13 protein-coding genes are annotated in these 15,751 nt (G+C 66.1%); 10 read left to right on the top strand and 3 right to left on the bottom strand.

Annotated elements, in window-relative coordinates:
- The 3 genes from QCE58_RS24560 to QCE58_RS24550 all read left to right on the top strand — a co-directional run bounded on the left by QCE58_RS24560 (position 1) and on the right by QCE58_RS24550 (position 3,907).
- Positions 1 to 990 carry a xanthine dehydrogenase family protein subunit M gene (locus QCE58_RS24560; RefSeq protein WP_250521556.1) on the top strand — a complete coding sequence of 330 codons (990 nt, stop codon included), beginning with the start codon at positions 1 to 3 and terminating at the stop codon, positions 988 to 990.
- A complete protein-coding gene (locus QCE58_RS24555; RefSeq protein WP_008353812.1) occupies positions 987 to 3,209 on the top strand; it encodes a xanthine dehydrogenase family protein molybdopterin-binding subunit in 2,223 nt (740 codons plus the stop codon). The genes QCE58_RS24560 and QCE58_RS24555 overlap by 4 nt, the downstream gene beginning before the upstream one ends.
- A gap of 110 nt (positions 3,210 to 3,319) precedes the next feature.
- Positions 3,320 to 3,907: an NTP transferase domain-containing protein gene (locus QCE58_RS24550; RefSeq protein ID WP_250521555.1), complete on the top strand. Its 588-nt coding sequence runs from the start codon at positions 3,320 to 3,322 to the stop codon at positions 3,905 to 3,907.
- A gap of 7 nt (positions 3,908 to 3,914) precedes the next feature.
- Here QCE58_RS24550 and QCE58_RS24545 read toward each other — a convergent pair whose 3' ends face one another.
- Positions 3,915 to 4,625, bottom strand: a complete 711-nt coding sequence (locus QCE58_RS24545) for a glycosyltransferase family 2 protein (protein ID WP_250521554.1) — start codon at positions 4,623 to 4,625, stop codon at positions 3,915 to 3,917.
- A 198-nt stretch (positions 4,626 to 4,823) separates the two neighbouring features.
- Here QCE58_RS24545 and QCE58_RS24540 point away from each other — a divergent pair, with 198 nt between their 5' ends.
- The 5 genes from QCE58_RS24540 to QCE58_RS24520 all read left to right on the top strand — a co-directional run bounded on the left by QCE58_RS24540 (position 4,824) and on the right by QCE58_RS24520 (position 9,708).
- A complete protein-coding gene (locus tag QCE58_RS24540) occupies positions 4,824 to 6,320 on the top strand; it encodes a UdgX family uracil-DNA binding protein (protein WP_250440453.1) in 1,497 nt (498 codons plus the stop codon).
- Between the two features lie 129 nt (positions 6,321 to 6,449).
- Positions 6,450 to 6,956 carry a hypothetical protein gene (locus tag QCE58_RS24535; protein ID WP_008353817.1) on the top strand — a complete coding sequence of 169 codons (507 nt, stop codon included), beginning with the start codon at positions 6,450 to 6,452 and terminating at the stop codon, positions 6,954 to 6,956.
- Between the two features lie 295 nt (positions 6,957 to 7,251).
- Positions 7,252 to 7,839: a glycosyltransferase family 9 protein gene (locus QCE58_RS24530; RefSeq protein WP_008353823.1), complete on the top strand. Its 588-nt coding sequence runs from the start codon at positions 7,252 to 7,254 to the stop codon at positions 7,837 to 7,839.
- Positions 7,840 to 7,866: 27 nt separating this feature from the next.
- On the top strand, positions 7,867 to 8,028 hold the full coding sequence (locus tag QCE58_RS24525; RefSeq protein WP_008353824.1) for a hypothetical protein: 162 nt from the start codon (positions 7,867 to 7,869) through the stop codon (positions 8,026 to 8,028).
- A gap of 138 nt (positions 8,029 to 8,166) precedes the next feature.
- A complete protein-coding gene (locus tag QCE58_RS24520; protein WP_034474397.1) occupies positions 8,167 to 9,708 on the top strand; it encodes a methyl-accepting chemotaxis protein in 1,542 nt (513 codons plus the stop codon).
- A gap of 6 nt (positions 9,709 to 9,714) precedes the next feature.
- Here the strand turns inward: QCE58_RS24520 and QCE58_RS24515 are convergent, their stop codons facing one another.
- Positions 9,715 to 10,908, bottom strand: a complete 1,194-nt coding sequence (locus QCE58_RS24515; RefSeq protein ID WP_175979559.1) for a M20 aminoacylase family protein — start codon at positions 10,906 to 10,908, stop codon at positions 9,715 to 9,717.
- Positions 10,909 to 11,029: 121 nt separating this feature from the next.
- Complete coding sequence (locus tag QCE58_RS24510; RefSeq protein ID WP_175979121.1) at positions 11,030 to 12,517, bottom strand: PLP-dependent aminotransferase family protein; 1,488 nt, start codon at positions 12,515 to 12,517, stop codon at positions 11,030 to 11,032.
- 115 nt (positions 12,518 to 12,632) lie between these two features.
- Here QCE58_RS24510 and gabT point away from each other — a divergent pair, with 115 nt between their 5' ends.
- Together gabT and QCE58_RS24500 are read left to right on the top strand one after the other, a co-directional pair.
- A complete protein-coding gene (gene gabT, locus QCE58_RS24505; RefSeq protein WP_309780482.1) occupies positions 12,633 to 13,928 on the top strand; it encodes a 4-aminobutyrate--2-oxoglutarate transaminase in 1,296 nt (431 codons plus the stop codon).
- A gap of 185 nt (positions 13,929 to 14,113) precedes the next feature.
- Positions 14,114 to 15,574 carry an NAD-dependent succinate-semialdehyde dehydrogenase gene (locus tag QCE58_RS24500; RefSeq protein WP_250440452.1) on the top strand — a complete coding sequence of 487 codons (1,461 nt, stop codon included), beginning with the start codon at positions 14,114 to 14,116 and terminating at the stop codon, positions 15,572 to 15,574.
- Positions 15,575 to 15,751 lie beyond the last annotated feature (177 nt).

Raw genomic sequence — 15,751 nt, 5'->3', positions numbered from 1 at the left:
ATGGACGCGATCTCCTATCAGCGCGCGCCGGATATTGGCGCGGCGCTCGCGGCCGCGAGCCAGCCGGGCACGATGTTCATCGGCGGCGGCACGAATCTGCTCGACCTGATGAAAGGCGGCGTCATGCGGCCGATGAGGCTCGTCGACATCACGCACATCGACGGCCTGAATGGCATCACCGCCCTGCCCGATGGCGGTCTGCGCCTGGGCGCGCTCGTGCGCAACAGCGACGCCGCCAATCATGCGTGGGTGCGCGAACGCTATCCGCTTCTGTCGCAGGCGCTGCTCGCGGGCGCATCGGCGCAACTGCGCAACATGGCGACCGTCGGGGGCAATCTGATGCAGCGCACGCGTTGCGCGTACTTCTACGACACCGGCTTTCCTCAATGCAACAAGCGCTCGCCGGGCAGCGGCTGCGCGGCCATCGACGGCAACAATCGCATGCACGCGATTCTCGGCGCGAGCCGTCAGTGCATCGCGACGAATCCGTCCGACATGAGCGTCGCGCTCGCGGCGCTCGATGCCGTCGTGCGCGTCGCGGGCCCGAACGGCGAGCGGACGATTCCGTTCGCGGAGTTTCATCGGCTGCCGGGCGACAGGCCCGAGCTCGACACGACCTTGCAGGCAGGCGAGCTCATCACGTCGGTCGATCTGCCGCCGCCGCTCTTCGCCGCGCACTCGAAGTATCTGAAAGTGCGCGATCGCGCGAGTTATGCGTTCGCGCTGGTGTCGGTCGCGGCCGCGTTGCAGATGGACGGCAACACGGTGAAGAGCGCGCGCATCGCGCTCGGCGGCGTCGCGCACAAGCCGTGGCGCGCGAACGCGACCGAACGCGCGCTCGTCGGCCAATTGCTCGATAAAGCCACGCTGCAGAACGCCGCCGCGCTCGCCGTACAGGGCGCCCAGCCGCAGCGCGACAACGCGTTCAAGATCGTGCTCGCGCAGCGCGCGATCGTGCGCGCGGTTCAACAGGCCGGAGGTGTCGCATGACTGTCATCGGAAAACCGCTCGATCGCACCGACGGCGTGCTGAAAGTCACCGGCCAGGCGCGCTATTCCGCCGACAACACCGACGCCAAGCTCGCGCATGCGGTCATCGTCACGAGCACGGTCGCGCACGGCCGTATCGCGTCGATCGACACGAGCCGCGCGCAATCGATGCCCGGCGTGCTTCTTGTGATGACGTATCGGAACGCGATGCGCCTGCCGAACAACGGCGTCCCCGACGCGCAGCCGCCCGCCGTGCGCAAGCTCACGCTCTTGCAGACCAACGAGGTGCGCTACAGCAACGAGCCGGTCGCGGTCGTCGTCGCGGACTCGCTGGAGCACGCGCAAGGCGCGGCGCGTTACGTCGACGTGCGCTACGAAGCCGCGATGCCCAACGCGGATTTCACGCGCGCGAAGGCCTCGGCGTATCAGCCGGAAAAGATGATGGGCCGCGCGATCACGACGAAACGCGGCGACGTCGACGCCGGTTTGAAACAAGGCCCGACGCGCCTCGACGCCGTCTACACGACGCCGTACGAACATCACAATCCGATGGAGCCGCACGCGACCGTCGCGCGCTGGGACGGCCCGAATCTCACGCTCTACGACGCGACGCAAGGCGTGTCCGGCGCGAAAAGCGCGGTCGCGAAGTTCTTCGGCATCTCCGATGAGAACGTGCGCGTGATCTGCCCGTTCGTCGGCGGCGGCTTCGGCTGCAAGGGGTCGGTGTGGTCGCACGTCGTGCTGGCGGCGATGGCGTCGAAGCAGACCGGCCGCCCCGTCAAGCTCGTGCTCGAACGGCCGCAGATGTTCGGCATGGTCGGCAACCGGCCATTCACCGAGCAGCGCTTTCAGGTGAGCGCGCGCGACGACGGCATCATGACCGGCATGCGTCACGACGTCGTTTCGACGACATCGACGTTCGAGGACTGGACCGAAAGCTCCGCGATCGTCACGCGCATGCTGTACGCGGTGCCGAACCAGTCGACGTCGCACAAGCTGGTCAAGCTCGACATCGGCACGCCGACCTTCATGCGCGCGCCCGGCGAGACGAGCGGCTCGTTCGCGCTCGAATCGGCGATGGACGAAATGGCGTATCGACTGAACATGGATCCGCTCGCGTTTCGCATCAAGAATCACGCGAACATGGAGCCGCAGGAGAAGAAGCCGTGGTCGGAGAAGGCGCTGCTCGAATGCTATCGGCGCGGCGCGGATACCTTCGGCTGGTCCAAGCGCAACCACGCGCCGAAGTCGATGCGCGAAGGCAATACGCTCATCGGCTGGGGCGTGGCGACGGCGACGTATCCGGCGAATCGCAGCGAGGCGTCGGCGGTGGCGCGCATCCTGCCCGACGGCACCGCGATGGTCGCCTCCGGCACGCAGGATCTCGGCACCGGCACGTACACGATCATGACGCAGGTCGCCGCCGACGCGCTCGGCTTTCCGCTCGATTACGTGCGCTTCGCGCTCGGCGATTCGTCCTTGCCGAAGGCGCCGGTCTCGGGCGGCTCGCAATCGGCGGCGAGCGTGTCGCCGGCGGTGCGGGCGGCGTCGATGGAGGCGCGCGATCAACTCATCGCGATGGCGCTCGCGGATCGCGGATCGCCCGTCGCCGGTCTCGCGCGCGAGGACGTGACCGTGTCCAACGGCTGGGTCGTGAGCCTGTCGAATCCTGACAAGCGCGATCCCGCGGCGGCGATCATCGCGCGCAACGGCGGCAAGCCGATCGAGGCGATCGCCACGACCCGACCCGGCGACGAGAAAAAGCAGTATTCGTTTCACTCGTTCGGCGCGGTGTTCGCGGAAGTGCATGTCGATGCGGACCTCGGGATCATCCGCGTGCCGCGCATCGTCGGCGTGTACGACGTCGGCACGCTCTTCAACGAAAAGACCGCGCATAGCCAGTTGATGGGCGGCATCGTGTGGGGCGTCGGCTCGGCGCTGCTGGAAAAGAGCGAGATGGATTCGCGCTACGGGCGCTATACGAACGCGAATCTCGCGGAATATCACGTCCCGGTGAACGCGGATATCGGCATGCTGGATATCGCGTTCGTCGGCGAGCCGGACCCGCATATCAATCCGCACGGCGCGCGGGGCATCGGCGAGATCGGCATTACGGGCGTGGCAGGCGCGCTCGGCAACGCGGTGTATCACGCGACGGGGGTGCGTGTGCGCGATCTGCCGATCACGCTCGACAAAATCCTGCCGCCGACGATGGCGTGAAGTGAAACGACGCACACGGCGGTCCGCCCGGCCGCCGTGTGTTTTTTTATGCTTGCGACGCCGTTCGATGCGCCGCACAATCGCGATTCATCCCCACACGAGCACCCGCGATGACCTATTCGTCGAACGCGACCGGCATTCTGCTGGCGGCGGGTCTCGGCACCCGTTTCGACCCGTCCGGACTCCACAACAAGCTGCTCGCCACCCTGCCCGACGGAACGCCCATCGTGTTCCAGTCGGCGCGCAGGGTGCTCGCCGTGTGCGCCGAAGTGATCGCGGTCGTGCGTCCCGGCGCCGAAAAGCTCGCCGACGTGCTCAACGAAGCAGGCTGCAACGTCATCTTCAGCGTCGACGCCGAGCGCGGCATGGGCGCGACGCTCGCCGCGGCCGTGCGCGCGACGTCCGAAGCCGATGGCTGGCTCGTCGCGCTCGGCGACATGCCATGGATCGAAGCGTCGTCGTATGAAGCGGTCGCGCGTGCGCTCGACGGCGGGGAAGCGCTCGTCGCGCCGTTCCATCGTGGCAAGCGCGGGCATCCGGTGGGCTTCGGCATCGCGCATCGCGAGATGCTCGCCACGCTCGACGGCGACGCGGGCGCACGCGCCATCTTCACGACGCACAAGCCGTTCATCGTCGAAGTGGACGATGCGAACGTGCTGCGCGACGTGGATTTGCCGAGCGACCTCGGGCAGACTTGAGCGCGACTTAAGCCGCGATCGCCGCCGTTTCCGCGGAATCTTCGGCGTCGGCGCCGATCGGCAGATAGCGCCGGCTGACTTCGAGCAGCGTCGCGCCGAATCCCTTCTTCGCCCGGAAATCCGTCCGCGCGCTCGTCACCACGCGCGGCGACGCACTCCACTCGATCCGTGCGCCGGTCGCGATCAGCGCTTCGACGAGCGCCACGTCCTCGCTCGTCTCCAGCGGCGCAAATCCGCCCGCCTTCACGTACGCGCTCGCCGACACGCCCATGTTCGCGCCGTGAATATGCCGATGCCCGTCCGCATCGGTATAAGTGCGCCCGAAGTGCTCGCGCACCGCGCCGATATGCGGCGACCAGTCGTGCACGCCGATCACGCCGCACACCGCGTCCGCGCAGCAGTCGAGCTGGCGCACGAGCCAGTCTGCGGCGACGGTCGTATCGGCATCGGTGAACGCGAGCCAGCGCGCGCCCAGCGCCAGCGCCCGCTGTGCGCCATGCGCGCGCGCGACGCCGACATTGCACGCCTCGATGCACGTCACTTCCGCGCCCAGCGCCCGCGCGATGGCGGCGGTGTCATCGCTGCAACTGTCGGCGACGACGATCACGCGCGCCGCCTCGCCAAGCAGTTGATGATGATCTGCCGCGCGACGTGCAGCCGCGACGCACGCGCCGATATGCGCGGCTTCGTTGTGAGCAGGAATGACGATGGCAAGCATTGGCGGCTCCGTGTGTGAGTTTTTTTCCGTTGGCAATCGGACGGCGCGATGGATGAATTTCAGCAATGGCCGTTCCCGTGAATGGCGGGCCGCTCCGCCGTATAAGGGCGCGATCGTCTCTAAATAGTTGCTGAAAAGCGGCGGGAATCGCTAGAATTACTGTATGGATATACAGTGCTTTTATGATTCCGCTCGCCGATGAAAAGCGTCACCATCGATCCGTCGTTCGCTGCCTGGCGTACCGAGGCGCGCAATCTCCTCATGGAAGACGCGCGCCCGGAAGACGTGGAATGGCTCGAAACCGATGCATCGGCAACGGTGTTCGGCTCCATCGTTGCGTCGCGCGGCCCGTCGGATCCGAATGCGAAGAAGCCGGTCAAGATCGCGCGCGAATTCCTCGCCATGCTCGAAACGGCGGCGTGCTATCGCGCGCCCGACCGCTGGCGGTTTCTCTACAAGGCGCTGTGGCGCTGGACGCAGGGCGACCGCGCGATCGCCTCGCCGGAAGATCCGGACGGGCATCGGCTGCGGCGCATGATCGAATCGGTCGAGGCCGAAGAAAGCGAAATGCGCAGAGTGCTGCGTTTCCGGCATCGCGATTCGTCGCTCGGGCCGCCCGAGTTCATCAGTTGGTTCGAGCCGGTGCACGATGTGCTGGAGCACGCCGCGATGCACTTCGCCACGCGCATGGGCAGCGCCACGTGGATGATCGCCACGCCGCACGGCGCCGCGTTCTGGGACGGCGCGCTCCTGCGCGTGGACCGCACGAGCGAGCCGGAAGAAAAGCCGATGGATTTCGGCGACACCGCGATGAGCGGCGAAGCCATCAGCGGCGACGCCATCGAGGCGCTCTGGCTCGCGTATTACGAGAGCACGTTCGCGCCGGCGCAGGAAAACGCCGCCGAAATGGCGTCGCATATGCCGGTGCGCTACTGGAAAAGCCCGGAGAACGCGCGCACCGATCCCGCGCTGATCTCCCGCGCCGATCCCTATTCGCGGCGCGACCGTCATCCGCGTAATGTGCCGCCCGACATGGAAGTCGCCATCAACACGGATCTGGAGCCGATCAAGGGCACGATGCTGATCGAGCCGCCGTCGCTCGATGCATGCAGGCGCTGCGCGCTGTGGCGCAACGCGACGCAGGCGGTGCCGGGCGTCGGTCCCGGCGACGCCCGCGTGATGCTGGTCGGCGAGCAGCCGGGCGATCAGGAAGACCGCGAGGGCAAGCCGTTCGTCGGTCAGGCGGGCAAGCTGCTCGACGAAGCGCTCGCCGAGGCGCAGATCGCGCGCGAATCGCTCTATCTGACCAACGCGGTGAAGCATTTCAAATGGGAAGCGCAAGGCGAGGAGCGCGCGCATCTCGCGCCCGCGCAGCGCGAACGCGAAGCCTGCCGCTACTGGCTCGACGAAGAACTGAAGCGCATCGGGCCGAAAGTCGTCGTCGCGCTCGGGGCGACGGCGCTCAAGGCGCTCACGGGGCATCGCACGGCGTTGTCCGAGTATCTCGGCAAGACCATCGAGCATAAGGGGCACATCATCGTGCCGACGTATCACCCGTCGTATCTGATGCGCCTCGCCGACGACAAAGTGCGCGCGGAAGTCTTCGGGACGATCGTCGAGGCGCTCGTTTTCGCGCAGCAGATCGCCGACGGCACCGCGACCATCCGCACGCCGGTGAAGGACCCGACGCGCTGAACGAGCCGCAGATGCAACAGGACGAAACAGGACGCAACAAGACGAAAGCGTCGTCAACGTTCCTGTAAGCCGCGCGTTATACCGGTGTCGCGCCGACTGGCGCTCACCGATGGTCCACATCACACCCAAATGGCCGCTCTCCCGCTCGAAGAACTCCGCCGTCAACAATCGCAGGGCTTGCACACACGCGCGCTCGTGCCGAAATCGGCCGGGCAACTGAAGACCGAACGCGAGCGCATCGTCGCGCGTCTGCAATTGCTGCTCAACGTGACCATCGCGGTGGCGCTCGCGGGCGTCGCGCTCATCGCGTGGCTGCCGTTCTCGCCTGTGCCGCACGCATTCCGCTTCGGCGTGCAGGAAGTGCTCGGCGTCGCGGTGTTCGCGTCGTGCCTGTTCATCCTGCACGAGCGCGCCGAACTGGAGCTCGGTCTTTACGACTACGAGCCCGTCGAGCAGACGACGCAAGGCGAATTGCGCGCGCTGCTGCATCGCGTGCCGGAAGGCGTGTCGTATCAGGAAGCGCTCGCCGCGGACAAGCGCACGTTCGTGACTGGCGAAGTCGACGGCATCCGCCGCCGCGCCGAAGCGTTCACGCCGAAGACGCTGCCCGCCGCCGACGGCAACACGGAAACCTGAGCGCCGCTCGACGCCGCATCCAAGCCGCCGCCTCGCCATCGCGAGGTGGCGGCTTTTTTACATCGACGCTGAAAACTTCGCGCCTTGACGAGCGCCGCCGCGCCTCCTTCAATACGTGACAGATGCCGCAATCGACGCTCAAACTGTCACGCTTCGGAACGCAATCTGTGTCCAACGCGGGCATTTTCAGGCGGAACGTGCCGCAAACGCGCCGGGCATGGCGGGTGCTTGCCAAGCGCGCGGCCCCGCGAGTTGCGCCGAATCGAGCGAGGCCACGCCACTTGCAGGAGCCAAGATGCGAGCCAATCCCCTTTCCACGTTGAGCGACGACCTCACGACAACGCTCGTCCCCGACGCGCCGAGCGCCCCGCCCGCCGCCGCGCGTGACGGGAGCGACGATTACGACACGCTCGCCGCGTTCCACGGCATCGAGCGCGAGCGCCTGGTGCTGATCCATCCGGGCAGCCATCACGCCGCGCCCGCCTGGCCCGCCGAACGATATGCCGATGTCGCCGACCAGCTCGCCGCCGATGGCTGGCAGATCGCGATCGTCGGCGATTCGCCCGATCCCGAGCGCACCGCCGGCGTGCTCGGCGCGATGCAGACGGCCGCGCTCTTTCTCGCGGGCGCCGTCGCGCCGGCGACGCTGCCGCGCCTGATCGCCAATGCGCGGCTGCTCCTGTCCGACGACGCCGAAGCGTCCTCGCCCGTCGCCGCCGCCCGCGCGCTCGGCACGCCGCATATCGTGCTCGACGAACATCCGCGCGACACCGGCAGCGACGCGATCGCCGCACACGCCCGCGACGCGCTCTCGCACACCGGCGGCGCGCATCCGGGCGAGCCGTTCACGCTGCACATGCCGGCGGCGCACGAATCGGCATAGACGAAGAGCCACCTTTCGGGGGACATCATGAAATTCGACATGCAGACCAATCCCGTTCCGGATCCCGTCGCGGACCCGAACCGCGATCCGGAAGCCGATCCGCTCACGCCGCCTTCGCCCGGTCATCGGCCGGAGGAGCCGCAGCATCCCGACGCGCCGCCCGACAAGGATCCGATCCGGCGTCTCTGATCCGACGCTTCCCTACGGGAATTCCCGCCCTACATTCGCCGCCCATGCCTGCCGTAAAGCGGGCATGCGGCGGCGTGCGCCGTCGCAAACGACAACGCGAATACAACGCAAACAGGCGACGGGCGCAACATGAACAGAATGACGTTGAACAAGAAGCTCGGCTCGTTGATCGCCGTGCTGTGGATCGGCTTGATCGCGATCGGGATCATCGGGGCATGGCAAAACCGGACGTCGATGATCGACGACCGCAAGGAGCAGTTGAAGACGCTCGTCAACGAGGCGCACTCGATCACCGCGCACTACGCGGCGCTCGCCGCGAACAAGACGCTCACCGAAGACGAAGCGAAAAAGCGCGCGCTGGAAGTGGTCGGCGCGATCCGCTACGGCACGGACGGCTATCTCTCGATCAACGACTCGCATCCGAGGATGGTGATGCACCCGATCAAGTCCGCGATGAACGGGCAGGATCTGTCGAGTTATGCCGATCCGGCGGGCACTCGCCTGTTCGTCGATATCGTCAAGGCGGGCGATCAGCCCGGCGGCGGCTTCATCAGCTATCTGTGGCCGAAGCCCGGCAGCGACAAGCCAGTCGGCAAGCTCTCCTACTCGCAGCGCTTCGGGCAGTGGGACTGGTACATCGTCACCGGCATGTACATGGACGACGTGCAGAGCGCGTTCTGGGCAAGCGCGCTGCGCTGGCTCGCGATCACGGCCGTGCTCGGCGGCTTCGCGACGGCCGCGATGCTCATCGTTCTGCGCAGCATCAAACGCAATCTCGGCGGCGAGCTCGAACTGGCGGTCGACGCGGCGCATCGCATCGCGCGTGGCGATCTGACGAGCAGCGTCGACGTCCGTCCGAACGACACGACAAGTCTGTTGCACGCGCTCAGCGTGATGCAGAGCGGTCTCGTCGATACCGTGTCGCGGGTGCGCAGCGGCACGGACAACATCAACGTGGGCGCGTCGGAGATCGCGGCGGGCAACACCGATCTGTCGCAGCGCACCGAGGAACAGGCCGCGGCGCTCGTGCAGACCGCGTCGAGCATGGATCAGATGACCGCGAACGTGAAGAACAACGCGGAGAGCGCCGCGCAGGCGGCGCGTCTCGCGGAACAGGCGGCGGACGTGGCGACGCGCGGCAGCGGCGTGGTCGACGACGTCATCGACACGATGACGCGCATCACCGCGAGCTCGCAGCAGATCGGCGACATCATCGGCGTGATCGACGGCATCGCGTTCCAGACGAACATCCTCGCGCTGAATGCGGCGGTCGAAGCGGCGCGCGCGGGCGAACAGGGACGCGGCTTCGCGGTCGTGGCGGCGGAAGTGCGCAGTCTCGCGCAGCGCTCGGCGACGGCGGCGAAGGAAATCAAGGCGCTCATCGAAACGTCGACGCAGACGGTCGAGCAAGGCGCGTCGCTCGTGACGAACGCGGGCGCGACGATGACGGAAATCGTGCAATCGGTGCGCCGCGTGAACGAGATTCTCGACGAGATCAGCCACGCGTCGCGCGAGCAGAGCGCGGGCATCGAGCAGGTGAACCGCGCGGTCGTCGAGATGGATCAGGTGACGCAGCAGAACGCCGCGCTCGTCGAGGAAGCCGCCGCCGCCGCGCATTCGCTGAAGGATCAGGTCGATGTGCTGCGCGAGGCGATCGGAAGTTTCAGGCTGCCGGCGTGATTTCGGTCACGCCAGGAATCGTTCGACGAGGCGCGCCCAGTAAGCCGCGCCGACCGGCAGATTCTTGTCGTTGAAATCGTAGTGCGGGTTGTGGACCATGCAGCCGTCCTCGCCCGCACCGTTGCCGAGGCGCAGGAACGAGCCCGGCCGCTGCTGCAGCATGAACGCGAAGTCCTCGCTGCCCATCAGCAGATCGGCGTGCGCGACGACGTTCTCTGCGCCGACCAGTTCGCGCGCGACCTCCATAGCGAACTCCGTTTCCGCGTCCGAATTCACGACGACCGGATAGCCTTCCAGATACTTCACCGTCGCGCTCGCGCCGTAGCTCGCCGCCTGCGATTCCACCAGTTCCTTGATGCGGCGCCTGAGCAGTTCGCGCACTTGCGGGTCGAAGGAGCGCACGGACAGTTCGAGCGTCGCGCGATTCGGGATGACGTTGTTGACCGTTCCGGCGTGCATCGAGCCGACAGTGACGACGGCCGGCTGCGCCGGATCGACGTTGCGCGCGACGATCGTCTGCAGCGCCATGACGATGCTCGCCGTCACGACGACCGGATCGACCGACAGATGCGGCCGCGCCGCGTGCCCGCCGACGCCTTCGACCACGATCGACACCTGATCGCCCGCGGCCATGAACGGCCCCTTGCGGAACAGGAACGTGCCGGGCTGCGCGCCGGGATGGTTGTGCACGCCGAACACGGCGTCGCAATGAAAGCGCTCGAAAAGACCTTCCTCGATCATCTTCTGCGCGCCGCTCGGCACGCCGTGCTCTTCCGCCGGCTGAAAATACAGATGCACCGTGCCGTTGAAATTGCGCGTGCGCGCGAGATGGCGCGCCGCGCCGAGAAGCATCGTCGTGTGGCCGTCGTGGCCGCACGCGTGCATCTTGCCGTGCGTCTCGCTCGCCCAGGGCTTGCCGCTCTGCTCGATGATCGGCAGCGCGTCCATGTCCGCGCGCAGTCCGATGCTCTTCGTGCCGTCGCCCGCCTTCAACGTGCCGACGACGCCCGTCCCGCCGACGCCGCGCGTCACCGTCCAGCCCCACTCTTCGAGCCGCTCCGCGACGAGCGCCGCAGTGCGCGTCTCCTCATACGACAACTCCGGATGACGATGGATATCGTGGCGAATTTCGCGCAGCGAAGGCGCGTCGTCGGAGAGATCGGCGATGACGGTGAAGTGGTGGTCGGACGAGATCGTCATGGAGAAGCCCTTGCGGTTGATCGGAAAACGGCGCACATGATCCTCCACATGCGCCGCCCTTGCCAGTTCCGCGCGCGTTTTTTTCGCTGACCGTAAGCGAATCGTGAAATTTCGACCGCTTTTAGCGCAGAAACCGGTCGATCACGTCGGCGAGCGTGGCGAAAGCCGGCGCGATGTCGTCGTCCGGCACGCATGCATATCCGATCAGCAAACCGGATTCCGCGTCCGGCCGATGCGCGTAATACCCCGACAGCGGCCGCACGACGATGTTCTGCGCGAGCGCGGCGGCGGCGAGCGCGCGATCATCGACGTGGCGCGGCAGTTTCAGCACGAGATGCAGCCCGGCATCGCCCCCGGCGATCGAAAGCGTGTCGCCGTAGCGCGCGGCGATGGTCGCGAGCATCGCGTCGCGGCGCTGGCCGTAGAGCGCGCGCATCCGCCGGATATGCGACGTGAAATGCCCCTGCTCGATGAATTCCGCGAGCACGGCCTGCTGCAGCAACTGCCCTTCGCGATACAACTCGGCGCTCGCCATCGCGAAGCTCTCCGCGAGCGCTTCCGGCACGACCACATAACCGATGCGCAGCCCCGGAAACAGCGTCTTGCCGAAACTGCCGACGTAAATCACCTGCCCCGCCGTGTCCATGCCCTGCAGCGACGCGAGCGGCCGGCTGCCGTAGCGGAATTCGCTGTCGTAATCGTCCTCGATGATCCAGCAGCGGTGCTGGCGCGCATATTCGAGCAGCATGCGGCGGCGCGCGAGGCTCATCACCATGCCGAGCGGATACTGATGCGACGGCGTGACGAGCATCAGCTTCGGCGGCGACGCGAGATCGGCGGATGTCGGCGCGATGCCTTCCGCGTCGACGGGAATCGCCTTCAGATCGAGCCCCGAAACCTGCAGAACGCTGCGCACGCCCCAGTAGCACGGATCCTCCGTCCAGATCGTGTCGCCCGGATCGGCGAGCAGGCGCGCGGCGAGATCGATGGATTGATGGATGCCCGTCGTCACGACGATCTGCTCCGGCGTGCAACGCACCGAGCGCGATGTGCGCAGATAGTGCGCGAGCGCGTGGCGCAGTCCCGCGTGGCCGCCGCCCGGCGCGTAGGTGAGCAGATCGGGCAGCGGCTTGCGCCAGTATTTCGCGTGCAGCCGGTTCCACACGCGCGACGGAAACCGCGATACGTCCGGCACGCCCGGCATGAACGCGCCGCCCTGACGCTTCGACACGCCCGCGCCCGAAATCAGCCGCGCGCCGCGCGTGGAGAGCGTCGATTGTGCATCGGATGGCGCGATCGCCGCGGGCGGCGCGTCGTCGAACACGATGTCGTCGGGCGTGCTGTCCGCGACGAAGGTGCCGCGCCCCGTCGCCGACGACACGTAGCCCTCGAGCGCGAGTTGCTCGTAGACCTGCGTCACCGTGTTGCGCCCGACGCCGAGCTCGGCGGCAAGCAAGCGCGACGACGGCACTTTCGCGCCCGCCGCGAGCTCGCGCGTGAGGATGGCCTGCTGTAGCAGCCGATGCAATTGCCGGTAGATCGGCTGGCCGTTCGTGCGATCGATGCGCTGCGCCAGCCAGTCGGACAGCACGCTTGCGCGCGTCGACATCAAATTGGCTCCTATAGATTTATTGAAATGGCTCTGAACTTGAGGGCCAAATCTTACTATAGTCGTCTCTATATTCAGTCGGCCGATGCGGCCACCAACGATCCAGGAGATTTCCGTGAGCACCAACCTCAAGAATGCCGATCTGCACGCCCGCAAGAACGCTGCGACGCCGCGCGGTGTCGGCGTGATGTGCGATTTCTACGCGGCGCGCGCCGAGAACGCGGAACTGTGGGATGTCGAGGGCCGCCGCTTCATCGACTTCGCGGCGGGCATCGCGGTGTGCAATACGGGGCATCGCCATCCGAAGATCGTCGAGGCGATTCGCGCGCAGCTCGACTGCTTCACGCACACGGCGTATCAGATCGTGCCGTACGAGTCGTATGTGTCGCTCGCCGAGAAGATCAGCGCCCGCGCGCCGGGCTCGCACGCGAAGAAGACGGCGTTTTTCACGACGGGCGCGGAGGCTGTCGAGAACGCGGTGAAGATCGCGCGCGCCGCGACGGGCAGGCCCGGCGTGATCGCGTTCACGGGCGGCTTTCACGGCCGCACGCTCTTGGGCATGGCGCTCACGGGCAAAGTCGCGCCGTACAAGATCGGCTTCGGGCCGTTCCCGTCGGACGTGTTCCATGCGCCGTTCCCGAATTCGCTGCATGGCGTGTCCGTCGAGGATTCGCTGCGCGCGATCGAGCATCTTTTCAAGGCGGATATCGAAGCGACGCGTGTTGCCGCGATCATCTTCGAGCCGGTGCAGGGCGAAGGCGGTTTCGTTCCGGCGCCGACGGAATTCGTGCGCGGCCTGCGCAAGATTTGCGATGACCACGGCATTCTGCTGATCGCCGATGAAGTGCAGACGGGCTTTGCGCGCACCGGCAAGCTGTTCGCGATGGAGCATCACGGCGTCGTGCCGGATCTGATGACGATCGCGAAGTCGCTGGCGGGCGGGATGCCGCTGTCGGGCGTCGTCGGGCGCGCGGAGATCATGGATGCGGCGGCGCCGGGCGGGCTCGGCGGCACGTATGCGGGCAATCCGCTGGCGGTGGCGGCGGCGCATGCGGTGCTCGACATCATCGACGATGAAGAGCTCTGCGAGCGCGCGGTTGTGCTCGGCGACAAGCTGAAGGCGAAACTCGAAGCGCTGAAGGGCGATGTGCCGCAGATCGCCGATGTGCGCGGGCCGGGGGGGATGATCGCGGTCGAGTTCTGCAAGCCCGATTCGCATGATGCGGATGCTGCTTTTGCAAAGCTCGTGCAGACGCGGGCGCTGGAGCGCGGGTTGCTGCTGTTGGTTTGTGGCGTTTATTCGAACGTGGTTCGGTTCCTGTTTCCGCTCACCATTCAGGATGCGGTTTTTGATGAGGCGCTCGGTATTCTTGAAGATGTGTTGACGGAGACTGTTGGCGTTGCGGTTTGATTTGGTTTTTGGTTTTTTGTTTTGCGTTGGTCGCCGGATCCCGTATTCGCGTCGGTCTATTAGCGTTGCCCCTGTGCGGGGCAGTGCTAATAGACCACTAAGAAAACGGGATCCGGCGAAACACCGGAGCCGACACGAGAACGGGATCCAGCGACAACCCCGAGCCGACCCGAAAGGACTAGCAAATGAGCCTGAAAGAACACCTGAAAGACCCGACGCTCTTGCGTCACGCAGCGTACATCGACGGCGAATGGCAACAAGCCGACAACGGCGAAACGTTTGAAGTGGTGAACCCGGCAACGGGAGAATCCCTCGGCAAAGTCCCCAACATGGGCGCAACCGAAACGCGCCGCGCGATCGATGCCGCCAACACCGCCTGGCCCGCCTGGCGCAAAAAAACCGCGAAGGAACGCGCGGCCATCCTGCGCCGCTGGTTCGACCTGATGATGGCAAACGCCGACGATCTCGCCCTCATCCTCACGACCGAGCAAGGCAAGCCGCTCGCCGAAGCCAAGGGCGAAATCACCTACGCGGCGTCGTTCATCGAATGGTTCGCGGAGGAAGGCAAGCGCGTCGCCGGCGATACGCTCGCCACGCCCGCCGCCGACAAGCGCATCGTCGTGACCAAGGAACCGATCGGCGTCTGCGCCGCAATCACGCCGTGGAACTTCCCCGCCGCGATGATCACGCGCAAGGTCGGACCGGCGCTCGCAGCCGGCTGCCCGATCGTCGTGAAGCCCGCCGAAGCAACGCCCTTCTCCGCATTCGCGCTCGCGGTGCTCGCAGAACGCGCGGGCCTGCCGAAAGGCGTGCTCAGCGTCCTCACCGGCGATCCGAAAGCAATCGGCGGCGAAATGACGGGCAATCCGATCGTGCGCAAGCTGTCGTTCACCGGCTCGACGGCGGTCGGCCGTCTGCTGATGGCGCAAAGCGCGCCGACCGTCAAAAAGGTGACGCTGGAACTCGGCGGCAACGCACCGTTCATCGTATTCGACGACGCCGATCTCGACGCCGCCGTGGAAGGCGCGATTGCATCGAAATATCGGAATAGCGGACAAACCTGCGTGTGCACGAACCGCTTCTACGTCCACGAGCGCGTCTACGATGCCTTCGCGCAAAAGCTCGCGGCAGCCGCGAGCAAGCTCAAGGTCGGAAGCGGCACGGAAAGCGGCGTCGCGCTCGGGCCGCTCATCAACGAAGCGGCCGTGCAAAAGGTCGAATCGCATATCGCGGACGCGCTCGCGAAAGGCGCCGCGCTCGCTTCGGGCGGCAAGCGGCACACGCTCGGTCACGGGTTCTTCGAGCCGACCGTACTGACCGGCGTCACGCCGGACATGAAAGTGGCGAAGGAAGAAACTTTCGGCCCGCTCGCGCCGATCTTCAAATTCTCGTCCGACGATGAAGTCGTGCAGCTCGCCAACGACACCGAGTTCGGCCTCGCCGCGTACTTCTATAGCCGCGACATCGGCCGCATCTGGCGCGTCGCCGAAGCGCTGGAATACGGCATGGTGGGCATCAACACCGGCCTCATCTCGAACGAAGTCGCGCCGTTCGGCGGCGTGAAGCAGTCGGGCCTCGGGCGCGAAGGCTCGCATTACGGCATCGACGATTACGTCGTCATCAAGTATCTCTGCATGGCGGTGTGATCGCGTTTCGTTGACGCGAAAAGAAAAAGCCTCGGCGCTTTCTGATCTGCTCTAGAAATCCTGGACACAAATGAGTGTTAGTGTTTCGGAGGCAATTTTCCCAATAGGAACGGGAGGTTGGCGATGAAGCGCAAGCAATATTCGGTGGAGCAGATCGTGGCCGCGCTCAAGCAGGCT

This window comes from Caballeronia sp. LZ028 (assembly GCF_031451415.1).
Taxonomy (GTDB): domain Bacteria; phylum Pseudomonadota; class Gammaproteobacteria; order Burkholderiales; family Burkholderiaceae; genus Caballeronia; species Caballeronia zhejiangensis.
The sequence above is the reverse complement of the archived record's forward strand: the minus strand, read 5'-3'. Positions and strand labels throughout refer to the sequence as shown.